This is a genomic window from Polaribacter sp. 11A2H (assembly GCF_011379025.1).
Classification (GTDB): Bacteria; Bacteroidota; Bacteroidia; order Flavobacteriales; family Flavobacteriaceae; genus Polaribacter.
This window is the reverse complement of sequence record NZ_WTLD01000010.1, coordinates 1-23,975: the sequence shown is the minus strand read 5'-3', so window position 1 is coordinate 23,975 and position 23,975 is coordinate 1. Positions and strand designations below refer to the sequence as shown.

Below are 23,975 nucleotides of genomic sequence, written 5' to 3'. Positions count from 1 at the left end.
ATCAACTATGGAACATATTGTAATAATTGGTAACGGAATCTCTGGTGTTACTGCAGCAAGACATATTAGAAAAAACTCTGATAACAACATAACTATTGTATCTGCAGAAACTAAATATTTCTTTTCTAGAACAGCACTCATGTATGTATACATGGGACACATGAAGTTTGAACACACACAGCCTTATGAAAATTGGTTTTGGAAAAAAAATAGAATCACGCTAAAAGAAGGCTTAGTTGACAACGTTAACACAGATAAAAAACAACTTAATTTTACCAACGGAGAAACACTTTCTTTTGATAGACTAATTATTGCAACTGGTTCTAAACCTAATAAGTTTGGTTGGCCAGGGCAAGATCTAAATGGCGTTATGGGCATGTACCATAAACAAGATCTAGAAAAATTAGAAAAATATGCTCCAGACAATAAAACCTGCAATAGAGCCGTAATAGTTGGTGGTGGATTGATAGGTATAGAATTGGCAGAAATGTTAAGAAGCAGAAAAATACCTGTTACTTTTTTAGTGCGTGAAGACAGTTTTTGGAACGGAGTTTTACCTGCACAAGAGTCTGAAATGATTAACGAACATATTAAAGAACATCATATAGACTTACGTTTAAGTACCAATTTAAAAGAAATAAGATCTGATGAAAACGGACGCGTAAAATCGATTATTATTGAAGAAACTGGCGAAGAGATTTTCTGTGATGTAGTTGGCTTAACGGCTGGTGTAACACCAAATATAGATTTTCTAAAAGAGTCTGGTATAGAAGTAGGTCGTGGTGTAAAAGTGAATCGTTTTTTAGAAACCAATATTCCTAATATTTACGCCATTGGCGATTGTGCAGAACAACATGAAGCTATAGGACAACGTAGAAATATAGAAGCGGTTTGGTACACTGGTAGAATGATGGGCGAAACTTTAGCACAAACAATTTGTGGTAATAAAACAGCCTACAAACCTGGTCATTGGTTTAACTCTGCAAAATTCTTAGACATAGAATACCAAACCTATGGTTGGGTTTTTAGTGAGCGAGGCATGAAAGAAAATGAAGCCTATTTTCAATGGAAACACCCAAAAGATCATAAATGTATTACTATTTCTTTTGATAATAATACCAACAAATTTTTAGGAATAAATACCTTCGGAATTAGAATGCGTCATGAAATTTTTGACAAATGGTTAACCGAAAATAAATCGATAGAACATGTATTAGAATTTTTAGCGGATGCTAATTTTGATCCTGAGTTTTTTAAATTACATGAAGTAGAAATTTTAGCAAAATTCAATCAAGAAAACAACACCAACATCCAATCCAAAAAGAAAAGCTGGAAACGTATTTTTTCTAAAATTTAACCACATCAACCTGCAAGGTTTTTAAAGTACAATAATAACTAATACCTACAAGGTCTTTGAGACCTTGCAGAAAATATAAAACTAAATGAAATTCATAAAACAATCAGGTTTAATTATCTTCTTAGCAGGATTAACCTTCTTTATAGCTACCGTTTTTACAGGTTCTTTTAATTTAACACAATCTCAATTAGATACTTTTATTAAAGAAAAAGGATATAAAAGTGAAATTATAAAAGAAGAATTATCTAAGGCAATTGTAACTCAAGAAAATTTAAATATTTTTCAATTCTCTAGCCGCGTTATAAATGCCTACGAAACATCTAACAACCATTATGATGCATTAATTGCAAAATACAATTCAGAAAAAAATTGGGATAAAAAAGGACAACAATTTCAATATAAAATATCAGGAAAACCACATAGCATAAGTTTTGAACTCGCAAAAAAATCTGGTAAAGGTTTGGCTGCAGACAACACCGGTTTGGCTTGGTTTTTAACCTTTGGTTTAGGTATTATTGGTGCGCTTATGTTTATTGTACCTGATGTAATTTTATTAGGTAAACCAGGAATAAAAAATGATGGAATTTTCTTAAGCGCAGTTACCAATCGTGGTTGGATTGGTTGGTTTACTTTTGTATTTCTTGTAACCTTTTATATTCTACTTTATTTTTATCCAGATTTTATTGTAAACTGGGTGTATTTAGTAGAACCAATTAGTTTATCCCTTAGTGGTAACCCTGCAAGTCAATGGTTTTTATACGGTTTTTTATATTGTACAGTAATGTCTGTAATGGCGGTGAGAATGTATATAAAATACCGTCATAATAAATACCAAATTTTAAGAACTACTTCTGTTTTATTCTTTCAAATTGTATTTGCTTTTTTAATTCCAGAAATCTTGGTTCGTTTCGAAAAACCTTGGTACGATTTTAAAAATGCATTCCCTTTAGATTACGATTTTTTCTTTAGATGGAATTTAGATGAACTACTTGCTAGTGGTGGTTTTGGATTATTTATTTTAGTTTGGGGAGTTGTTTTAACAATTGTTGTTGTACCCGTAATGGTATATTTCTTCGGAAAAAGATGGTACTGTTCTTGGGTTTGTGGTTGTGGTGGTTTAGCAGAAACACTAGGAGATCCTTACAGACAAAACTCTAGTAAAACATTACTTTCTTGGAGAGCAGAACGTATTATAATACACTCTGTATTGGTTTTTGTATTAGTAATGACAGGTTTTGCTTTGTATACTTTCTTCTCTGGAGATCAACAAATTTTAGGGATTAAAACACAAACTATTCAAGACATTTATGGCTTTTTAATCGGTGCTATTTTTGCAGGTGTAATTGGTACAGGATTTTATCCAATTTTTGGTAACAGAGTTTGGTGTCGTTTTGGTTGTCCTTTAGCTGCTTATTTAGGTTTTATACAACGTTTTAAATCTAAATTTAGAATTACTACAAACGGAGGTCAATGTATTTCTTGCGGAAACTGTTCTACGTATTGTGAGCAAGGAATTGACGTAAGAGCATACGCACAAAAAGGAGAAAATATTGTACGTTCTAGTTGTGTTGGTTGTGGTGTTTGTTCTGCAGTTTGCCCAAGAGGAGTTTTAAAATTAGAAAACGGACCAGAAGAAGGTAGAATAAACCCTACAGAAATCTTACTAGGAAACGATGTTGACTTAATGGAATTGATGAATAAGAAATAAGCTAATAGCAATACAGTATTCAGCAAAAAATTTCAATGTTCGGTAACAAGGTTGTATTAATTTCTTTTTAATTGATAAAACGCTGTCATGAACCTTTGAGAAAACGAAGCGAAAACAAACAAGAACTCAACAAAAATTAGTGAATTTATTTAACAACATGAAAAAATTACCCCTTATTACTTTTCTCTTTTTCTCGTTGATGCTGTTTAGTCAGAAACAATATCATAAAACTTTCTACAAAAACGGATTAATAAAAGAAGAAGGTTGGCTAAACGGTGATAAAAAAACAGCTTTCTGGAAATTTTATTATAAAAATGGAAATATTAAAAAAGAAGGCAGTTTTACTGATAATTTAGAAACCAATTATTGGTATTTTTACACAAAATTTGCAGCCATAGAAAAAGAAGGTCATTTTAACAAAGGCAAGAAAAGAAATTGGTGGTTATTTTATGATAGTAACGGTGATATTACCCACAAGTGTCAATTAAAAAATGATCAAAAAAATGGTTATTGTTTAATTTACAAAAACCGAAAGTTGGTAAAAGCATCGAAATATAAAAATGATAAAAAAATAAAAGAGTGGACAGACTTTTTATCCTTTAAAAAGGAAAATAGTCTAAGTGATTTAAGATGATAAAACCTATTATAAAAGTTATTATACCTGCTTATAACGAGCAGGATTCTATTACAAATGTTATTAATGACATTCCTAAAATTGTTGATGAAATTATAGTAATTAGCAACAACTCTACAGACAATACAGTAATAAACGCTAAAAATGCGGGTGCTACCGTTTTATCAGAAACTAGAAAAGGCTATGGTTACGCATGCTTAAAAGGAATGAATTATATTTCTAACCAAAAAATAAAGCCTGAAATTGTTGTGTTTTTAGATGGTGATTATTCTGATTATCCAGAACAATTAACAGAAATTATTTACCCTATTTTACACGATAATGTAGATTTTGTTATTGGCTCTCGCGTTAAAGAATTAAGAGAAAGTGGTTCTATGACACCACAGCAAGTTTTTGGCAATTGGCTAGCAACATTTTTAATGAAATTATTTTTTGGTGCAAAATTTACAGATTTAGGTCCTTTTAGAGCTATAAACTATACTAAGTTACTAGCCCTAAACATGGAAGACAAAACCTATGGTTGGACCGTAGAAATGCAATTAAAAGCATTAAAGCAAAAATTAAGTTATGTAGAAATCCCTGTAAAATATAGAAATAGAATAGGCGTTTCTAAAGTCTCTGGTACCGTAAAAGGAAGTATCTTTGCAGGAGTTAAAATATTAGGTTGGATTTTTAAATACAGTTTTAAATAGTGGTTATAGAATACATTATTATAATTATTTACTCGTTATCGTTATTGCTCATTTTTATGTATGCTTTGGCGCAATTAAACCTGCTTTTAAATTATTTAAAAGCAAGAAAAAAAGTAGATAACTCAGAAAAATTTGATTTCTCAAATACAAATGAGATTCCTTATATTACAATACAATTACCCGTTTATAACGAGTTGTATGTAATGGAGCGCTTGTTAAAAAACATTGCGTTATTAGAGTATCCAAGAGAAAAATTAGAAATTCAAGTCTTAGATGATTCTACTGATGAATCTGTAGAAATTACGGCTAAACTTATCAAAGAAATTCAAGCGTTAGGAATAGACATTCAACACACCAGAAGAACTGACAGAAAAGGTTTTAAGGCAGGTGCGTTAAAAGAGGGTTTAAAAACAGCTAAAGGAGAATTTATAGCCATTTTTGATGCAGATTTTTTACCAGAACCAGATTGGTTATATAAAACGATTCCTTATTTTAAAGACTCAAGTATTGGTGTTGTTCAAACACGTTGGGGGCACATTAATAGAAATTACTCTACACTTACAAAAATTCAGGCTTTTGCCTTAGACGCTCATTTTACCTTAGAGCAAGTTGGTAGAAATAGTCAAGGACATTTTATAAATTTTAATGGTACCGCAGGTGTTTGGAGAAAAGAATGTATTTATGATGCTGGTAACTGGGAAGGAGACACTCTTACAGAAGATTTAGATTTAAGTTATAGAGCACAATTAAAAAATTGGAAATTTAAATACCTAGAAGAAGTAGTTACTCCTGCAGAATTACCCGTAGTTATTAGCGCAGCAAGATCTCAGCAATTTAGATGGAATAAAGGTGGTGCAGAGAATTTTCAGAAAATGATGAAACGTGTTATTAAAAGTAAAAACGTTTCTTTTAAAACTAAAATTCATAGTTTATTACACCTATTAAATAGCTCTATGTTTACGTGTATTTTCTTGGTGGCTGTTTTAAGCATACCTATGTTGTATATTAAAAATGAATATGCGCATCTAAAAATATACTTTTTTGTAATGAGCTTTTTTGTAATTAGTTCTTTAATATTTTTTATTTGTTATTGGTATATGTTCAAGGCAATCTATGGAGGTGGATTCATCAAATTTATAAAATATATAGGATCCTTTTTTACTTTTTTCTCTATTGCAATGGGTTTTTCTCTACACAATACAATTGCTGTTTTAGAAGGGCATTTAGGTAAAAAAAGTGAATTTATAAGAACTCCAAAATTTAATATCAGTGGATTAAAAGGAGAATGGAAAAGTAATAAGTACATTACCAAAAAACCCTCTTTTCATGTTATTTTAGAAGGCTTATTGGCTCTTTACTTTGTATTTGGAATGTATAGTGCCTTTATTGTAGGAGACCAGGGTGGAGATTTTGGTTTGTTTCCTTTTCACTTTATGCTTTTTATAGGTTATAGTTATGTATTCTTTAAATCTATATTCTCTAAAGCTTAATGTTGTCTTTTTCAAAATATAAAGACCTAGTACTAATTTTAATTAGCACACTATTATATTTTGCTTTTGCCTATTTTTTAGAAAGAACAGAATTCTATAAACTTTTATTTTTATGGTTTTCCCTTTTCATCTCTTTCTATTTTTTAATAAAAAGTAAATCAATAAATACTTCAACTTTAATTGGATTAGTTATTCTTTTTAGGTTGATTTTTCTCTTCGCGATCCCAAATTTATCTCAAGATTTCTACAGGTTTATTTGGGATGGACGTATGATTCTTGAAGGATTAAACCCATATTTATCATTACCAGAAACCTATATTCAACAAGGGCTTCACCCAGTAGCAGAAACATCTAGCTTATATGCTGGCATGGGCGAGATGAACGGAAGTCATTTTACGAATTACCCACCTATTAACCAGCTTTGTTTTTTAATTGCAGCACTATTTGCTAGTAAAAGTATCTTTGGTTCTATTGTTGTTTTAAGGTTGATTATTATTCTTGCTGATATTGGAATTCTGTACTTCGGAAAAAAACTACTAGAAAGATTAAACTTGCCTGTAAAAAACATTTTTTTGTATGCCCTAAATCCGTTTATAATTATAGAAATGACGGGGAACTTACATTTTGAACCGGTTATGTTATTTTTCTTAATTTGGAGTTTATACAAATTACAGCAACAGAAATGGATATGGGCCGCAGTACTTTTAGCTTGTTCAGTTTCTGTAAAGTTAATTCCACTATTGTTTTTACCGTTGTTTTTTCAATGGTTTGTTCATAAATCATCCAATAAAAGAGAGATTACCTCATCAGAAACATCTCTTAATACCTTTAAGATAAAATGGATTCCTGCCCTCGCAGGATTAAAAAAATTAGTAGCCTTTTATGCAATAATTTTAATAACTATAATCATTTTATTTCTTCCTTTTTATTCATCAGAATTTATTAATAATTATGCTAATTCTGTAGGTTTATGGTTTCGTAATTTTGAATTCAATGCAAGTTTTTATTATATTTTTAGAGAAATTGGCTACTTGTTTAGAGGCTATAATGAGATTGCAATTATTGGAAAAATTACCCCCATTTTAACCATTCTATTCCTTATAATAATCACTTTTTTCAGAAAAAACAAATCTATAATTCAATTAATCACAGCATTATTATTCGGATTGTGTTTTTATTATTTTACAGCAACAACAGTGCACCCTTGGTACCTTGCAACACCTTTAATTTTGTCTGTTTTTACAAAATATCGTTTCCCTGTAATTTGGACAATTGTAATTATTTTCAGCTATCAAGCCTATGCAAATACGCCATGGAAAGAAAACCTATGGTTTGTTAGTTTAGAGTATATTGCTCTCTATGGATTCCTTCTTTTTGAGCTTCTAAAGAATCGTCAATATTATAAAATTGTAAAATAATCAATTTTAGCTATTATATTCCGAGAATTTTGTATTTTAGTCTTTAATTTTTTAATCAAATATGAAAAGACTTACCATAAAAGACATTGCTAAAGAATTTAATGTTTCTATTTCTACTGTTTCTAAAGCACTTAACGACAGTTATGAAATAAGCGTAAGCACAAAAGATAAAATTCAAAAATACGCAAAAGAAAAAAACTACAAACCTAACTTTAATGCACTAAGTTTAAAGAATAGACAAACCAAAACGATTGGAATTATAATTCCGAATATGTTAAACTATTTTTTTGCTCAGGTATTTAACGGAATTGAAAAAGTTGCTAACGACCGAGGATATAAAATAATTTCATGTATTTCTAACGAATCTTTTAAGAAAGAAGTAGAAACTATAGAAACACTTTCTAACGGAAGTATAGATGGTTTTATATTATCTCTTGCAGAAGAAACGGTTTCTAAAGGAGATTATAAACACTTTCAAGAAGTTTTAGACAATGATACTCCTATAGTTATGTTTGATAGGGTTGCAGATAAATTAAAGTGCGACAAAGTGGTTACAGATAATTTTGATAGTGCTAGAAGTACCGTTTCTTATCTAGTAAAATCTGGTCATAAAAATATTGCCTTTATTTCTACAATGAATAATTTAGATATTGGAAGAAGAAGACAATTAGGTTATTTAAAAGGTTTAGAAGATTATAATATTAAAGCCGAAAAAAATCTCATTATAAATATAGATGATAACTATAAAAACTACGAGAATATCTTAACACCTATTTTTAAAGACAATACCATAGATAGTGTTATTGCTACAGATGAATCTTCTGCTATTGCCGCAATGAAGGTAGCTATAAAACAAGGACATAAAATACCAGAAAACTTTTCTGTTATTTCTTTTTCTAACGGAATCTTAGCAAGGCATTCTAGCCCCAGAATGACTACAGTTAGCCAACATGGAGAAATTATGGGTGCTACAGCTGCAGAAATGCTTATAAACCGATTAGAAGACAAATCTAAAGTTAAGAAAAAGGCTGAAACTGTTATTGTAAAAACAGATTTAGTTGAAAGAAATTCTACTAAAAAAATATTATAATTACACCTCTATTTACAACACAATGAATTTATCTAAAGTAAAATTAGTAGTTTCCGATATGGATGGAACATTACTAAACTCCAAAGGAGAAGTAAGCCCTTTATTCTTTGACTTATTTAAACAATTAAAAGAAAAAAATATTATTTTTTGCGCAGCCAGCGGAAGACAATACAATAGCATCGTTTCTAAACTAGACGCTATTAAAAATGATATTTATATAATTGCAGAAAATGGTGGAATTGCTAAAAAAAACGAAGAAGTACTCGTATTAAATTTACTTTCTGCAGATAAAATTAAAAAAATTCTTCCTGTTTTAAAAAATATAGAAAACACTCATGTTGTTTTATGTGGAAAAAATGGCGCATTTATAGATTCTAAAAATGAAGATTTCATCGATTTATTTCAAGAATATTATAGCAAATTTCAAGTTGTAGATGATTTATATAGCATTATAAATAATGAAGATTTCTTAAAAGTAGCAATTTATCATTTTACATCTTCAGAAGAATATATATACCCAGTTATAAAAGATTTTGATGACGACTTATTAATTAAAATCTCTGGAAAAAACTGGTTAGATATTTCTGACAAAAAAGCAAATAAAGGTAATGCTTTAAGAAAGGTTCAACAAATTTTAAATATTACCAAAGAAGAAACAATGGTTTTTGGTGATTACCACAATGATATAGAAATGCTAAGAGAGGCAGATTTTAGTTTTTCTATGAAAAATGCTCATAAAGATATTACCAAAATTGCTAATTACGCAACCGAAAGTAATGACAATTATGGCGTAGAAAAGGTATTGAAACAGTTATTAGATACAAAATAGCAGACTTACTTTATTTAGTAAGCAAATGTTGTCCAATAGAAATTACGTTATCTGTTAAGCCATTAATTTCTTTAATTACCCCAACAGTTGTATTAAATTTTCTGGCAATAGAGTATAACGTATCTCCTTTTTTAACTTCATAGTAATTACCAATAGTTTTTTGGGGAATTCTATCCCCAATCACAACTTTTGTGTTATTATCTTCACCATTAAAACCTTTGTTTTTTATTTTATCAAATTCATGCAATCTGTATTCTTCAATAATTTTGATAAGCTTATGAGGATATTGTCTATCTGTAGCATACCCTGCCCTTTTTAATCCTTTAGCCCACCCTTTATAATCGTCACTATCATAGTCAAACAAAAAAGCATACCTTTTTCTTTGTGTTAAAAAGGCAGAATGATCATCAAAAGAAGATTCTACATATTGATATTTTCTAAAGCATTCTCCTTTATGATCATCATCATGATAAACACGTTCTCCTTGCCATTGGCTATGACACTTTATACCAAAGTGATTGTTAGATTTTAAAGCCAATTCACTCCTTCCTCTGCCCGATTCTAGAATACCTTGTGCTAGCGTAATACTAGCAGGTATACTATGTAAATGCATTTCTTTAACAGAAACGGCTGCATATTTTCTAATATAATCTAACGTGTGTTTATTTAAGTTTGAGTTTTTAGTTATTATATCTTTAGTTCGTTCTACTTCACTTGATGTAGGTATTTTTACAGGTTTTGGTTCATTTAAAACAACTCCAGCATCTCTCTTGGTTCTACTAGCTTTTTTACTAGACCCACAACTTGATAAAACTAACAAACTAATACAAAATAATATAACTCTTAACTTCATATACTTTTAATTATTGGCTCATTTTTCTTCTCTAACATTAGGTTAAACCCAGCTATTCCCTGAATACCACCTGTATGTATTGCTAAAATTTTAGTTCCTTCAGCAAAGAAATCTTTTTTTATTAAATCTATAATACCAAACACCATTTTACCTGTATAAATAGGGTCTAATAAAATACCTGTTTTATCTGTAAAATCGTTAATAAATGTAATTAACGATTCGTCATGCTTCGCATAACCTCCAAAATGATATCCTTTTTGTAATTTCCAATTATCATTTTTTATGGTATATTTTTTTATTTCTTCAGATAAAAAATTACCTTTTAATGCAGGAAAACCTAATACTTTCTGTTTCCTTTTTAAAGACTTTATTAAACCAGCTAACGTACCTCCAGTACCAACTGCAGCACACACATAATTAAATTGAGCATCTTCTTTTGTTAAAATTTCTTCACAGCCATTAACCGCTAAAAAATTTGTTCCGCCTTCAGGAATTAAATAAAAATCGCCCCATTTATTTTTCATTTTCTCTATAAAACCAAACGACGTTTTTTGTCTGTATAATTCTCTAGATACAAAATGAAATTTCATACCATGATCATGTGCAACTTTTAAAGTTGGGTTTTCTTCTAAAGTTTGTTCTAGATTCTTCCCCAATTCCTCGCCTCTAATAATACCAAAAGTTTTTAAACCCTCCATTTTACCAGCAACTGCAGTTGCAACAATATGATTAGAATACGCACCTCCAAAAGTAAGTACCGCCTTCTTTTTAAGCTTTTTAGCTTCTTCTAAATTGTATTTTAACTTTCTAAATTTATTACCCGAAACAAAAGGGTGAATTAAATCTTCTCTTTTTATAAAAAGTTCTATATTTTTTTCTTCTAAAATTGGAAGAAAAACTTGTTGGTTTTCAGCGATAAAATCACTCTCGAAAAAAGTATGGTTTGTATTACTCAATGTTAAGAATTTGTTACGGCAAAAATAACAGATATTATTTTGATAGCTACATAATCTTCGCTTTTTAAAGTAAAAACTACTGCTTAACTTATAATATTAGAAAAAAAGACCCAAAATGCCTTTAAATTAAACGCTTACCTAAAAATTTCCTACTAAAAAAGCTTACAAATAGCCGCAAAAGAAGGAAACTATTCAATTTAGATTTTAAAAACAGGTACTAAACACAGAAATAAGCATTTAATTTTATGAGAGTATCATGAAAAAAAGTCGAATCTACCTATATAAAAAGAAATATATTATTGTTTTTTCGACGAGATAAAAGTAAATCTAAAGTACTTAAAAAACAAACAGCAATCCAGCACTACAAGAACAAACCAAATAGTTGCTTATTTTAAGCAATAAAAAACTATTAGAAATTGAAATCTTCATCAATAGTAAACACAAAACCTCATTAAAAAAGACAAACATAACGTTCATTAGCTACTGTTAATATGAAAGTTAACCATAAAAAATCAACAGAAAAATAATTGCATTTATTTTGTAACTTATGTATTTTCAATCAAAAAAAAGTATAATTTTACTTAAAATACATATCGCGATTATGCTCCATAAATGAACAAATATATTGTTGCCAATCAACCAGAAAAATGGCTTTTTTCTATTGATAATATTACCGTAATTTCCTCACAAGAATATCTTACCAATCCTAAATATTCTACCATAAAAAAAGCGAGGATATTTAATCTTTGTAAAAACTACAGCTACCAATCTAAAGGATACTATGTTTCTCTTTTAGCAGAAGCTAGAGGGCATTTAGCCATACCTACCGTAAAAAACATTGTAGATTTAAAAACATTGAAGCTTGTAAAAATAGTTTCAGAAGAGTTTGAAGACGAGATTCAGCAAAGTTTAAAAAACATTAAATCGAGATCTTTTACTTTAAGTATTTATTTTGGTCAGAATGTTGCACAAAAATACAAAGGATTAAGTAGCTTGTTTTACAAACATTTTCAAGTACCTTTTTTACGTGTAAATTTCAGTTTTAACAACAAGTGGAACATCCAAAGCATTAAAGCTATTTCTGAATCTGAAATACCAAATGAACACTTAGAAAGTGTCTATGAATTTGCGAATCAGTATTTTTCTAAAAAACGTTATGACACGCCTAAACTAATCACTTCAGATTTTGATTTGGCCATATTAGTGGATCCAAATGATCCTGCACCACCAAGCAATGCAAAAGCACTAAAAAAGTTTGTAGACATTGCTGAAAAAATGAATATTTATGCAGAAATTATTGAGCCAAAAGACCTCAGTAGATTATCCTCTTTTGATGCTTTATTTATCCGCCAAAGTACCGAAGTAAATAATGAAGCCTATGCCTTTGCGCGTAAAGCACAGCAAGAAGGTATTGCAATTATAGATTACCCAGACGCTATTTTAAAATGTTGCAACAAGGTTTTTATGGCAGAAGCTTTAAACAATGCCAATATTGCGACTCCAAAAACAATTATAGTTCATAAAGATAATATGGACGCTGTTATTGATAAGGTAGGTTTACCATGTGTGCTAAAGGCGCCAGATTCTACTTTTTCTTTTGGTGTGAAAAAAGCAAAAACAGAAAGCGAGTATTATAATTTAGTAAATGAAATGCTTAAAGAATCTGAACTTATCATTGCGCAAGAGTTCTGCCCTTCTGATTACGATTGGAGAATTGGTATTATAGATGATAAACCCTTTTTTGCCTGCAAATACTACATGGCAAAAGGACATTGGCAAATTTACAATTGGAGTGCGAAAAAGAAAAATGAACAAGATGGAGATGCAGATTGTTTGCCTATAGAAAAAGTACCAAAAGTAGTTTTAGACATGGCTTTAAAGTCGGCCAGAATTATGGGAAAAGGACTTTATGGAATAGACATAAAAGTAGTGAATAATAAACCAATGGTTATTGAAATTAACGACAACCCAAATGTAGATTTTGGTGTTGAAGATGCTTTCTATGGTGATTTGGTGTACACCGAAATTTTATCAGCATTAAAAAAACGTTTAGAATAAAATGGGCAAAAAATATAAATTATTTGAGGTTTATGGTATCGAATTAGAATACATGCTAATTAATGATACTTCCTTTAAAGTTGCACCAATTGTAGATACTTTATTGACCAAAAAAAATGGAGAATTAACTTCTGATATCGATAATGGTGCTATTGCTTGGAGCAACGAATTGGTTGCACATGTGGTAGAAATAAAAACCAATGGCCCAACAGCTGATCTTGCCAATTTAGCGGATGAATTTCATGAAAATATTGTAGAAATTAATGCGCTTTTAAAACCATTAAACACCAAATTATTACCTACGGCGTGCCATCCTTTAATGAATCCGGTGCAAGACACACAACTATGGAAACACAGTTATAGCGAAGTTTATGAGCTATATAACCGTATTTTTGATTGTAAAGGACACGGTTGGTCTAACGTACAAAGTACACATATTAATTTACCTTTTTATAATGATACTGAGTTTGAAAAGCTGCATGCGGCAATTCGTGTTATTTTACCATTAATTCCTGGTTTATGCGCTAGTTCTCCTATTTTAGAAGGTAAACTTACAGGTTTTAAAGATACCCGCTTAGAGTTTTACAAAACCAATCAAAAAGAAATTCCGGAAATGACTGGTAAGGTTATTCCTGAACAAGTTTTTTCAAAATCGGATTATCATAAAACTATTTTTGATCCTATTAAGACAAAGATTAAAAAACACGACACCAATAATATTTTAGACCATCATTTTCTAAATTCTAGAGGAGCCATTGCCCGTTTTGATAGAAATGCCATAGAGATTAGACTGGTAGATATACAAGAATGCCCTAAGGCAGATGTAGCCATTTGTGTTTTAATTATTGAAGTTTTAAAACAATTGGTTAACGGAAAGTTGTCTAGTTTACAAATGCAAAAGGACTGGAAAGAACAAGATTTATTCAGCATTTTAGACGCTGCCATAAAACAAGGTGAAGATTCAAAAATTACCAATAAAGAATATTTAGCTGTTTTTAATATTTCTAAAAGCAGTTCAATTCAAGAAATATGGAAACAGCTTTTTGAACTGGTAAAAGACGATATTACTGAGAACTACAAAGAAGCATTGACTGTAATTTTTAAGCATGGAACGTTGTCTACAAGAATCGAAAATGATCTTAGCAATGATTTTTCTGAAGAAAATATTATAAATACCTACAACAAATTAGCAGATTGTTTAGAAACCAACACTCTTTTTATTCCAAATAATTAGGAATGAAACTTATAATAACTTGCGAGCATGGTGGAAATGAAATTCCTGATACCTACAAGGCTCTTTTTACTGATAAAGAAATATTAAGCACGCACAGAGGTTATGATTTAGGAGCATTAGATGTTTTTAATTCGCTAAAACCGTTAGCAACCTACACTGATTACAGTAAAACAAGCAGACTGTTAATTGAGTTGAATAGATCTCTTTGGCATAAAAACTTATTTTCTGAATTCACGAAGAAACTCACTTTGAGAGAAAAAGAACACCTCATTAAAAGCTATTATGAGGTGTATAGAAATAGGGTAGAAAACCAAATTAAAGCACTTATTACAAAGGAAAACAAGGTTACACATCTTTCTATACATTCATTTACTCCTATTTTAAATGACGAAGTTCGAAATTGTGATATTGGCTTGTTATATGATTCTTCAAACTTACATGAAAAAAATATTGCAACACAACTTAAAGCTAGTTTGTATACAATAAATCCTAAATGGAATGTGCGTTTTAACTATCCGTATTTAGGAAAAGCAGACGGATTTACAACGTATTTAAGAAAGACTTTTACCGAAAATTATGTAGGAATTGAAATTGAACTCAATCAGAAGTTTTCTAAAAATAACAGTATGAATTTGGAATTGAAAAATGATTTATACAAGGCAATTAGTGCCCTAAAAGACTAAAAACTCACTATGTTATTTCTAAATGAGTCTTTTTTGGATGATTGAGAAATTTTATCAGAATAAAACGTAAAAATAAAGATTCCTCGTCGTGCCTCGCTCGGAATGACATTCCGATTAAAAAACTCACAATGTCATTTCGAAATGAGTCCTTTTTGGATGATTGAGAAATCTCATCAAAATAAAACGTGAAAATAAAGATTCCTAGTCGTGCCTCGCTCGGAATGACATTCCGACTAAAAATTCACAATGTCATTTTGAAATGAGTTCTTTTTGGACGATTGAGAAATCTCATCAGAATAAAACGTAAAAATAAAGATTCCTCGTCGTGCCTCCCTCGGAATGACAATCCGACTAAAAAACTCACTATGTCATTTCTAAATGAGTCTTTTTTGGACGATTGAGAGATCTCATCAGAATAAAACGTAAAAATAAAGATTCCTCGTCGTGCCTCGCTCGGAATGACATTCCGACTAAAAATTCACAATGTCATTTTGAAATGAGTTCTTTTTGGACGATTGAGAAATCTCATCAGAATAAAACGTAAAAATAAAGATTTCTCGTCGTGCCTCACTCGGAATGACAATCCGATTAAAAAACTCACAATGTCATTTTGAAATGAGTCTTTTTTGGGTGATTGAGAAATCTCATCAAAATAAAACGTGAAAATAAAGATTCCTCGTCGTGCCTCGCTCGGAATGACATTCCGACTAAAAAACTCACAATGTCATTTCGAAATGAGTCTTTTTTGGATGATTGAGAAATCTTATCAGAATAAAACGTAAAATAAAGATTCCTCGTCGTGCCTCGATCGGAATGACAATCCGATTAAAAAACTCACAATGTCATTTTGAAATGAGTCTTTTTTGAACGATTGAGAAATCTCATCAGAATAAAACGTAAATTTTGAGATTCCTCGTCGTGCCTCGCTCGGAATGACAAACACACATTAAAAAGCCAACATGTCATTTCAAAATGAGTCTTTTTTACCCATATTAAAATTTTATAATTTTATAATTTAGTTATAAAAAATAGAACTATTTATATAACAAAAAATTTATACATTCGTTTATAAGTATTGGTCTAATTGTTGACTATTCAATTATGAAAAATAAATAAAAATAAAATGAAAAAAATAATTGTAGCATTAGTAGTAATGATTGTTAGTATAAACACAACAATTGCTCAAGAATGGCTAACAGATATTAATGTTGCAAAAAAAAATGCAACCAAAGAAAGTAAGCCAATAATTTTAGTCTTTCAGGGTTCAGATTGGTGTGCACCATGTATTAAATTAGACCGAGAAATTTGGAGTACAGAAATTTTTAAAAAGTATGCAAAAGAGAATTATGTTTTGCTAAAGGCAGATTTTCCGAAAAGAAAGAAAAATAAATTATCTGAAGAACAAACAAAATCGAACGCATTACTTGCTGAAAAATATAATAAACAAGGTTTTTTTCCTTTTGTTGTCGTACTTGATTCCAATGGTAAAGTGTTAGGAGAAAGTAGCTATAAGAAGACTACACCTCTAAATTACATTAAAGAATTAAACACTTTTACAAAGTAATTTGAAACAGATAGTCACCTTATTACTTTTATTCTCAATAACAAGTTATACAGCACAACAATCCTATAAGAGAACGCTCAAACTAATGGGCAGTCGGTTTGATATTACTGTTGTAGCAAACGATTTTACTACTGCAAACAAGTACATTGATACTTCGGTTGCTGAAATTACACGAATAGAAAAACTCATATCATCTTGGGATCCTAATTCTCAAACTTCAGAAATTAATCGAAATGCAGGCATACAGCCCGTAAAAGTTGATTCAGAATTATTTCAATTGATAGAACGAGCAATCGGTATTTCAAAATTAACAGATGGTGCTTTCGATATTAGTTATGCTTCAATGGATAAAATCTGGAAATTTGACGGTAGTATGACTGTTATGCCTTCAAAAGAAGAAATAAAAGCTTCTGTACAAAAAGTTAGTTATCATAATATTATTTTAGATAAAAAAAATGGTACTGTCTTTCTTAAGTTAACAGGAATGAAAATCGGTTTTGGTGCTATCGGAAAAGGCTATGCAGCTGATAAGGCTAAAACGCTTCTTATTTCTAAAGGTGTAACTTCTGGTATTATTAATGCCTCTGGCGATATGAATACTTGGGGAAAACAACCAAATGATAGTGATTGGAAAGTAGCCATTACAAATCCAATGGATAAAAACAAAGTTTTTGCATTGCTTCCTATTACAAACGGAGCTGTTGTAACTTCTGGAAATTACGAAAAGTATGTAAACTTTAAAGGGAAACGATACACACATATTATAGACCCGCGCACAGGATATCCTTCAACTGGAATTATTAGTGTAACCGTTTTTGCACCAAAAGCAGAATTGGCAGATGCTCTTGCAACTTCTGTTTTTGTTATGGGAAAAGAGACTGGCTTAGATCGCATTAATCAATTACCCAAAATAGAATGTATCATCATAGATGATAAAGGGAATATTACAAAATCAAAGAATATAGAAATAGATAAATTATGATTAAAAAAATTATATACGCTGCATTGATAACTACTTTTTTTAGTAGTTGTGTTGTCGTTAAAGAATACGAAAAAGTAAATATAAATGACCCAGACATGGCATTGTCAGAAAAAAAATGTGACAGAAATGTTTCTACAATGCATTCCTATCGTGAAGCAGCTGTAGGAGCAAATGGAGGTAAAACAGGAGGTGGCTGTGGCTGTAACTAATAAAATAAGAGGTTTGAAAAAAATAATTTTAATATTCTGCGTATTTGCTTTTGTTAAATCATATTCGCAAACAGAACAAGACTCAACCAAAGTTTATAAAAAACGTGTATTAGAAACTATCGAAGTAGATTTTCTAACAAGTTATTATGCTCAAGATGGTGATAATGCTGCAGTAAGTGGCGGCATAGGAACAGAAGAATTAACTGATGTTACAGGAACTTTTGTAGTTTCAATACCTTTAAATGATGATGATATCTTAACCATTGATGCAGGAGTTTCGGCATACACTTCTGCTTCATCAAGTAACATTGGACCTTTTGACAATGGACAAGCAGACCCTTTTCAAGCTTCTTCTGGTGCATCAAGTAGCGACCTTTGGACAAATTTAACTGGAAATTATAGTCATAGTTCTGACGACAGAAATGATATCTGGTCTGCAAAAATATCAATTTCATCAGAATACGATTACTTTTCAGCTGGTGTTGGCGGTAGTTACACCAAATTATTTAACGAAAAAAACACAGAATTAAGTGTAAATGCAAATATTTATATAGATAGTTGGAATGCTATTTACCCAACAGAATTAAGACCCTTCGGTGAGAATGGCAATGGTTTAAATAATACTTTGTTTACGCAAAATACAATTACCGGCAACACAAATTACACCCCTAGATTTAGTGAATTTAAAGACGAAGGACGTAACTCTTATTCTTTAGGCTTTGGATTCTCTCAAATACTTCATAAAAACGTACAAGGTTCGTTAGCTCTAGATTTTGTAAAACAAGACGGCTTATTATCTACACCATTTCAAAGAGTGTATTTTAGCGATGTTGCAGATTCATTCATAGATAATTTTCAACTTGCAGATGCTATTGAACGTTTGCCAGATTCAAGATTTAAAGTAGCTGCTGGTGGTCGTTTAAACTGGTACCTTAACGAAACATTTGCAATAAGAACATTCTATCGCTATTATTTTGATGATTGGGGAATTACTTCTCACACTGCAAGTATTGAAGTACCAATTAAAATAACTGATACCTTTACATTATACCCATCTTATAGGTTTTATAACCAAACAGCAGCAGACTATTTTAACCCTTATGAAAGTGCTTTATCTACCGATGAATTTTATACTTCTGATTATGACCTTTCTGAGTATTCTGCTAATCAAATTGGTTTTGGAGTATCCTACACAGATATTTTTACAAAGGCACATATTTGGAAATTTGGATTAAAAAGTATTGATTTAAAGTTTTATCAATATGATAGGGATACATCATTTAGTTCTAGTATTATTACAGCAGGATTTAAGTTTGTAATGGATTAATTGAATATTAGATATTTATTGGTTTATAAACGTCAACGTAAAAGGCACACATTTTGAACTAAATAACAAACATTAAAAAACAAAACTGAACATATATATAAAACATAGCTATTATAGGTTTTCTGTGAGGTTTTTGTACCTCTATTAAGTCTGCCAAATTTTTATTTTTGTGTATCTAAAAATTAAAAGGTAAAAAGACTACTCGTATCTAATTAGAAACGATAGCCTCTTTTTACACGCAATAAAACATATATAAATACTATAAAAAAAACGCCAAATACTTTTACGTATTTGGCGTTTTTTTTTATCATATAAATTAGTCTATCCACATTTAGAAGAACCACAATCTTTACAAGTTAAACAACCTTCTTGATAAATTAAATTTGTAGAATTACAATTTTCACAAGTATGTCCTTTTACCTCCGTACCATCTTCTACATAACGTTTTAAAGCACGTTGTACACCGTTTTTCCAAGAACTTATAGATTCTGAATCGAACTGTAAACTTTGTATTAATTCTACAATTTTATCAATAGGCATTCCATGACGAATGGTTCCAGAAATTAATTTTGCATAGTTCCAAAATTCAGGATTAAACTTATGAGACAAACCTTCAATAGTTGTTTTATATCCTCTTTTATTTTGATATTGAAAATCATATCGAGTACCCCCTTCTTCATTTTTATTTTTAATAATAAATCCTTTTTCTACCCAACGCGGAATTAGAATTCCATCTTCATCATCTGCCAATCCTGTAAACACCTCATAAGGTCTTCCGTCTACCAAACCAACAAAGGCAATCCATTTTTCTTTTTGATTTTGAAAACGAACGACATCTCCTTCTAACACTTGCGGACGTTTCTTAGAAAAATTAGTTGTTGTAGTCTCTTTCTTATCATCTGCAGCAATTAAAACTCCAGAACGAGAACCATCTCTATAAACCGTTACCCCTTTACAGCCAACTTCCCAAGCTTTTAAATACAACTCTCCAACCAATTCTTCTGTTGCATCATTTGGTAAATTAACAGTAACACTAATAGAATGATCTACCCATTTTTGGATAGCTCCTTGCATTTCTACTTTGCTATTCCAATCAATATCATTAGACGTTGCTTTGTAATATGGAGATTTTTTTACCAATTCATCAATTTCTTCTTGAGTAAAATTCTTTGAAGAATCTATATTATTTACTTCCATCCATTGTTTAAAACGATGATGAAAAACTACATATTCTTCCCAAGAATCTCCAACCTCATCTACAAAATCTATACGTGCATTTTTATCATTAGGATTCACTTTTTTTCTACGCTTATACACAGGCATAAAAACAGGCTCAATTCCAGATGAAGTTTGCGTCATTAAACTGGTAGTTCCTGTAGGTGCAATAGTTAACAAGGCAATATTTCTACGACCATGCTCTAGCATTTCTTTATACAGTTTGCTATCTGCTTCTTTTATTCTTAAAATAAAAGGATTGTCTTTTTCTCTGTCTGCATCAAAAATAGCAAACGCACCTCTTTCTTTTGCTAAATTAACAGACGCTCTATAGGTTTCAACACCTAAAACTTTATGTACTTCTGTAGAAAAAACATTTCCTTCTTCACTTCCATAACGAATATTTAAAGCCGCTAACATATCTCCTTCTGCAGTAATACCAATACCGGTTCTTCTCCCCTCTTCGGCTTTGTGCTTAATATTCATCCACAAGTTTCTTTCTGTTGCCTTTACAACTTCTTCCTCTGGGTCTGCAGCTATTTTTGCTAAAATTCCATCAATTTTTTCTAACTCTAAATCAATAATGTCATCCATCATTCTTTGAGCAATAACAATATGTTTTTTGAATAATTCAAAATTGAAAACTGCCTTTTTAGTAAACGGGTTCTCTACATAAGAAAATAGGTTCATCGCTAATAATCTACAAGAATCATACGGACATAAAGGAATCTCACCACAAGGGTTTGTAGAAACTGTTTTGTAGCCTAAATCTGCATAACAATCTGGCACAGATTCATTAATAATGGTATCCCAAAATAAAATTCCTGGCTCTGCAGATTTCCATGCATTGTGTACAATTTTCTTCCAAATTTTAGTTGCTTCTATTTCTTTAGTATACAAAGGATTTTCACTAAATGTTGGATATTTTTGTGTGTATTTACCGTCACTTTTTACAGATTTCATAAATGCATCATCAATTCTTACTGAAACATTTGCTCCAGTAACTTTTCCTTGCTCTAGTTTTGCATCAATAAAATCTTCTGCATCTGGATGATTGATAGAAACAGACAACATTAAAGCGCCTCTTCTTCCATCTTGCGCAACCTCTCTTGTAGAATTAGAATAACGTTCCATAAAAGGAACAATTCCTGTTGATGTTAATGCTGAATTTTTTACTGGAGATCCTTTGGGGCGGATGTGAGATAAATCGTGTCCAACACCACCTCTACGTTTCATTAACTGAACTTGTTCTTGGTCTATCTTCATGATTCCTCCGTAAGAATCTGATTCGCCATTGTTACCAATTACAAAACAATTAGACAAAGACGCTACTTGAAAAGGGTTTCCAATTCCTGCCATCGGACTTCCTTGAGGCACTATATATTTAAAATTCTTGATCACTTCAAAAATTTCTGATTCCGTTAACGGATTGCTATATTTTTGCTCTACTCTAGCAATTTCTGATGCAATTCTTTGATGCATTTCATCTGGTGTGCTTTCGTAAATATTATCAGCAGAATCTTTTAAAGCATATTTATTTAACCACACACTTGCAGCTAATTCATCGCCTTTAAAATAGTTAAGAGCTGCTTTTAAAGCTTCGTCTCTAGAGTATGTTTTTGTTGGAATATGTGTTGTAGAAGATTTCATTGTATGATAGAGCAATTAGATTGTTTTTTTATTGGATAAATATCCCACAAATGTACAACCTAAAAGGTGACAATTATCATAAAGTTTACAAGAAAAAAACATAGATAACTGAAAATTAACAAGATAAAACTTATCAACACAAAAAAGTTAACAAATAAATTACTTTTTATTAAATTCTCACCGCCTTAAACCACACTACTTATTATCAGTATTTTAAATTTATTTTAGCTTGTTTGTATAAAAAATAAAGGACTTTATTGGATAAAAAAATGTCTTAAATTATACTTTTTGCACAACTTTTCACTAACCAATATTTTAAACTACGGAAAACCGTAATAAAAACTCCTTTTTGTTTTGTACTTTTATAGCAGCTATGAATCGAGATAATAAAAGTTTTTATTTTGATATATGGAGTTGTGTGTAATTAAACGAAACCGACAGAAAACTATGAAAATTGGAGATATATTTAACTTCACAAATAATCGGATTCGAATAATGATGTTTGATAATAAAGAAGTGTTTTATCAAACTGTAAAGGAAGATGATACTTTGGTTTATGCAAAAAATCGAACATTAAGTTATTATAGAATACCAAAAGAATATTTCGAAAATAATTCTGAATTTATTAAAAATTTGGCTTTTACAGAAAAGGAAATTGAAATACATAAACCAAATTTACCATTGAGATTAAATTTTTTTTCTGGATTATTTTGGACAAATATTGCTTTCCGAACAGAAACTGATTTTAATGAATTCATCGAATCTGCTGATATTAATCCAAAAGAACTGAAAGGTATTGAGAATTCTAAAGTTGTTATATTTCCAACAAGCCAGCAACAATCGCATAAAAAATCAATTTTGTTGGAAAATAAGAATGGTTCTATTTCAGGAAATGAATTAATGATTCAATGTTTTGGAATACAAAGCGAATATGTGAAATCGGAAAAGCCATACTTTTCAAGATTTAGATTAATTCCAAATGGACGAGAGGAAAAAAGACTTTCAGGAATTGGAATTTATAGATTAGGAATTAAAGGAAATTTACCTTCATATTATTTAGGAGGAGAAATAAGTTTTATGGAAGTCGAATCTGAAAAAAAATTAATAGTCGAATAATAACTACACACAACACCGTATAAACTTTATTGCTGGTTTTAGCTCACTTGGGAAATTCCTCCGGAATTTCGCCGTTCGTATTTTATTTACTAAATTCACTGCTTAAACAACGCAACAAAGCTTATACAACAACGTTAGGGCACATAAAAACGAAATGAACAGATTAATAATAATTTTTCTATTATCAATTATTTTAGGTTGTAATTCACAAAAAAATGAATTAGAATTTGAAAAAAAAGTTTTTAATGAAATATTTTTAGAACTAATAGATTCTACATTTTATGATTTCAGAACACTTCAACCACCTTTGACACTTGCTCCTCTTCCAAATGGAATTACAATAAGTGAAAGTCAAAAAAAAGAGAATCTTAAAACACATAAAAAATATTTAGCTGACTTTAAAAAAAGGAAAATTGAGATTGAAAAAGATACTTCCAGAATTGTAATAGCAATAGTTGACACAATTTTCACATTAGGTCAAGATAGTTTTGAAAAATTAGGTAAGAATTTTGAAAATTTGAAATTCAAAAATGATTCTCTAGAAAAAAAAATCGAATACAAGATTAATTTATCTAAATTCAAGAATAATGAAAAGTTTATATTTAAATACTATTCAGAATTTCCAAAAGGTCGAAAAATTTGGAGAACTGAATACCCTTTTCATCTTGGAGCAGTAATATCTTTTTCCCGAATCTATTTTGACCGTAATAAAAAAAATGGAGTTATTGAAAGCGGAACTACTTTTGGAATATTAAATGGAAATGGTTTTAGAATATTTATTAAAAAAGTATCTGATAAATGGAGAATTGAAAAAATTGAAGGAACTTGGATTTCATAAATAACGTGCCCTAACAAAGTACTGTGGTAAAAAACAAGTAAAAACTCATTAATTTTTCACTAAAACACTTCT

20 protein-coding genes are annotated in these 23,975 nt (G+C 30.4%); 17 read left to right on the top strand and 3 right to left on the bottom strand.

Going from position 1 to position 23,975, the window contains the following annotated elements; translation table 11 throughout:
* Positions 1-7 precede the first annotated feature (7 nt).
* The 8 genes from GQS58_RS12890 to GQS58_RS12855 all read left to right on the top strand — a co-directional run bounded on the left by GQS58_RS12890 (position 8) and on the right by GQS58_RS12855 (position 9,218).
* On the top strand, positions 8-1,357 hold the full coding sequence (locus tag GQS58_RS12890) for an NAD(P)/FAD-dependent oxidoreductase (protein WP_166386528.1): 1,350 nt from the start codon (positions 8-10) through the stop codon (positions 1,355-1,357).
* 85 nt (positions 1,358-1,442) lie between these two features.
* A complete protein-coding gene (locus GQS58_RS12885; RefSeq protein WP_166386526.1) occupies positions 1,443-3,065 on the top strand; it encodes a 4Fe-4S binding protein in 1,623 nt (540 codons plus the stop codon).
* A gap of 157 nt (positions 3,066-3,222) precedes the next feature.
* Entirely contained in the window at positions 3,223-3,699 is a 477-nt protein-coding gene (locus GQS58_RS12880) for a toxin-antitoxin system YwqK family antitoxin (RefSeq protein ID WP_166386524.1), read from the top strand.
* Positions 3,696-4,391, top strand: a complete 696-nt coding sequence (locus GQS58_RS12875) for a glycosyltransferase family 2 protein (protein ID WP_166386522.1) — start codon at positions 3,696-3,698, stop codon at positions 4,389-4,391. Before GQS58_RS12880 ends, GQS58_RS12875 begins: the two co-directional genes overlap by 4 nt.
* A 56-nt stretch (positions 4,392-4,447) precedes the next feature.
* Positions 4,448-5,881: a cellulose synthase family protein gene (locus GQS58_RS12870; RefSeq protein WP_205860436.1), complete on the top strand. Its 1,434-nt coding sequence runs from the start codon at positions 4,448-4,450 to the stop codon at positions 5,879-5,881.
* Positions 5,881-7,299 (top strand): mannosyltransferase, encoded by a 1,419-nt coding sequence (locus GQS58_RS12865; RefSeq protein WP_166386518.1) that lies wholly within the window; start codon positions 5,881-5,883, stop codon positions 7,297-7,299. Before GQS58_RS12870 ends, GQS58_RS12865 begins: the two co-directional genes overlap by 1 nt.
* 61 nt (positions 7,300-7,360) lie before the next feature.
* Positions 7,361-8,389: a LacI family DNA-binding transcriptional regulator gene (locus GQS58_RS12860; protein WP_166386516.1), complete on the top strand. Its 1,029-nt coding sequence runs from the start codon at positions 7,361-7,363 to the stop codon at positions 8,387-8,389.
* The gene (locus GQS58_RS12855; RefSeq protein ID WP_317168385.1) at positions 8,358-9,218 is read left to right on the top strand and encodes an HAD family hydrolase; all 861 of its coding nucleotides are present in this window, start codon (positions 8,358-8,360) and stop codon (positions 9,216-9,218) included. Before GQS58_RS12860 ends, GQS58_RS12855 begins: the two co-directional genes overlap by 32 nt.
* A 10-nt stretch (positions 9,219-9,228) precedes the next feature.
* Here the strand turns inward: GQS58_RS12855 and GQS58_RS12850 are convergent, their stop codons facing one another.
* Positions 9,229-10,071: a glucosaminidase domain-containing protein gene (locus tag GQS58_RS12850; RefSeq protein ID WP_166386514.1), complete on the bottom strand. Its 843-nt coding sequence runs from the start codon at positions 10,069-10,071 to the stop codon at positions 9,229-9,231.
* Positions 10,068-11,027, bottom strand: a complete 960-nt coding sequence (locus GQS58_RS12845; RefSeq protein ID WP_166386512.1) for a pyridoxal-phosphate dependent enzyme — start codon at positions 11,025-11,027, stop codon at positions 10,068-10,070. The genes GQS58_RS12850 and GQS58_RS12845 overlap by 4 nt, the downstream gene beginning before the upstream one ends.
* 612 nt (positions 11,028-11,639) lie before the next feature.
* Here GQS58_RS12845 and GQS58_RS12840 point away from each other — a divergent pair.
* From GQS58_RS12840 to GQS58_RS12810, 7 genes are all read left to right on the top strand, one after another.
* The gene (locus GQS58_RS12840; RefSeq protein ID WP_166386510.1) at positions 11,640-13,085 is read left to right on the top strand and encodes a RimK family protein; all 1,446 of its coding nucleotides are present in this window, start codon (positions 11,640-11,642) and stop codon (positions 13,083-13,085) included.
* Between the two features lies 1 nt (position 13,086).
* The gene (locus GQS58_RS12835; RefSeq protein WP_166386508.1) at positions 13,087-14,319 is read left to right on the top strand and encodes a glutamate-cysteine ligase family protein; all 1,233 of its coding nucleotides are present in this window, start codon (positions 13,087-13,089) and stop codon (positions 14,317-14,319) included.
* A gap of 2 nt (positions 14,320-14,321) precedes the next feature.
* Positions 14,322-15,002: an N-formylglutamate amidohydrolase gene (locus tag GQS58_RS12830; RefSeq protein ID WP_166386506.1), complete on the top strand. Its 681-nt coding sequence runs from the start codon at positions 14,322-14,324 to the stop codon at positions 15,000-15,002.
* Between the two features lie 1,123 nt (positions 15,003-16,125).
* Positions 16,126-16,566: a thioredoxin family protein gene (locus GQS58_RS12825; RefSeq protein WP_166386504.1), complete on the top strand. Its 441-nt coding sequence runs from the start codon at positions 16,126-16,128 to the stop codon at positions 16,564-16,566.
* 1 nt (position 16,567) lies between these two features.
* Positions 16,568-17,548 (top strand): FAD:protein FMN transferase, encoded by a 981-nt coding sequence (locus tag GQS58_RS12820; protein ID WP_166386502.1) that lies wholly within the window; start codon positions 16,568-16,570, stop codon positions 17,546-17,548.
* Positions 17,545-17,757: a DUF4266 domain-containing protein gene (locus GQS58_RS12815; protein ID WP_166386500.1), complete on the top strand. Its 213-nt coding sequence runs from the start codon at positions 17,545-17,547 to the stop codon at positions 17,755-17,757. Before GQS58_RS12820 ends, GQS58_RS12815 begins: the two co-directional genes overlap by 4 nt.
* Positions 17,758-17,770: 13 nt before the next feature.
* Complete coding sequence (locus tag GQS58_RS12810) at positions 17,771-19,084, top strand: DUF3570 domain-containing protein (protein ID WP_240914615.1); 1,314 nt, start codon at positions 17,771-17,773, stop codon at positions 19,082-19,084.
* A 321-nt stretch (positions 19,085-19,405) separates the two neighbouring features.
* On the opposite strand, the gene GQS58_RS12805 is transcribed toward GQS58_RS12810, so the two are convergent.
* Positions 19,406-21,949, bottom strand: coding sequence for an adenosylcobalamin-dependent ribonucleoside-diphosphate reductase (locus GQS58_RS12805; protein ID WP_166386496.1), 2,544 nt, complete (start codon positions 21,947-21,949; stop codon positions 19,406-19,408).
* A 447-nt stretch (positions 21,950-22,396) separates the two neighbouring features.
* On the opposite strand from GQS58_RS12805, the gene GQS58_RS12800 reads away from it, so the two are divergent.
* Together GQS58_RS12800 and GQS58_RS12795 are read left to right on the top strand one after the other, a co-directional pair.
* Positions 22,397-23,065, top strand: a complete 669-nt coding sequence (locus tag GQS58_RS12800; RefSeq protein ID WP_166386494.1) for a hypothetical protein — start codon at positions 22,397-22,399, stop codon at positions 23,063-23,065.
* Between the two features lie 154 nt (positions 23,066-23,219).
* On the top strand, positions 23,220-23,903 hold the full coding sequence (locus GQS58_RS12795) for a hypothetical protein (protein WP_166386492.1): 684 nt from the start codon (positions 23,220-23,222) through the stop codon (positions 23,901-23,903).
* Positions 23,904-23,975 lie beyond the last annotated feature (72 nt).

Bases quoted from the DNA above. Each gene is read 5' to 3' on its own strand.
- GQS58_RS12835 (WP_166386508.1), top strand. From the start codon at position 13,087: ATGGGCAAAAAATATAAATTATTTGAGGTTTATGGTATCGAATTAGAA.
- GQS58_RS12800 (WP_166386494.1), top strand. From the start codon at position 22,397: ATGAAAATTGGAGATATATTTAACTTCACAAATAATCGGATTCGAATA.
- GQS58_RS12815 (WP_166386500.1), top strand. From the start codon at position 17,545: ATGATTAAAAAAATTATATACGCTGCATTGATAACTACTTTTTTTAGT.
- GQS58_RS12850 (WP_166386514.1), bottom strand. From the start codon at position 10,071: ATGAAGTTAAGAGTTATATTATTTTGTATTAGTTTGTTAGTTTTATCA.
- GQS58_RS12880 (WP_166386524.1), top strand. From the start codon at position 3,223: ATGAAAAAATTACCCCTTATTACTTTTCTCTTTTTCTCGTTGATGCTG.
- GQS58_RS12795 (WP_166386492.1), top strand. From the start codon at position 23,220: ATGAACAGATTAATAATAATTTTTCTATTATCAATTATTTTAGGTTGT.
- GQS58_RS12840 (WP_166386510.1), top strand. From the start codon at position 11,640: ATGAACAAATATATTGTTGCCAATCAACCAGAAAAATGGCTTTTTTCT.
- GQS58_RS12865 (WP_166386518.1), top strand. From the start codon at position 5,881: ATGTTGTCTTTTTCAAAATATAAAGACCTAGTACTAATTTTAATTAGC.
- GQS58_RS12805 (WP_166386496.1), bottom strand. From the start codon at position 21,949: ATGAAATCTTCTACAACACATATTCCAACAAAAACATACTCTAGAGAC.
- GQS58_RS12885 (WP_166386526.1), top strand. From the start codon at position 1,443: ATGAAATTCATAAAACAATCAGGTTTAATTATCTTCTTAGCAGGATTA.
- GQS58_RS12830 (WP_166386506.1), top strand. From the start codon at position 14,322: ATGAAACTTATAATAACTTGCGAGCATGGTGGAAATGAAATTCCTGAT.
- GQS58_RS12860 (WP_166386516.1), top strand. From the start codon at position 7,361: ATGAAAAGACTTACCATAAAAGACATTGCTAAAGAATTTAATGTTTCT.
- GQS58_RS12870 (WP_205860436.1), top strand. From the start codon at position 4,448: ATGTATGCTTTGGCGCAATTAAACCTGCTTTTAAATTATTTAAAAGCA.
- GQS58_RS12890 (WP_166386528.1), top strand. From the start codon at position 8: ATGGAACATATTGTAATAATTGGTAACGGAATCTCTGGTGTTACTGCA.
- GQS58_RS12825 (WP_166386504.1), top strand. From the start codon at position 16,126: ATGAAAAAAATAATTGTAGCATTAGTAGTAATGATTGTTAGTATAAAC.
- GQS58_RS12875 (WP_166386522.1), top strand. From the start codon at position 3,696: ATGATAAAACCTATTATAAAAGTTATTATACCTGCTTATAACGAGCAG.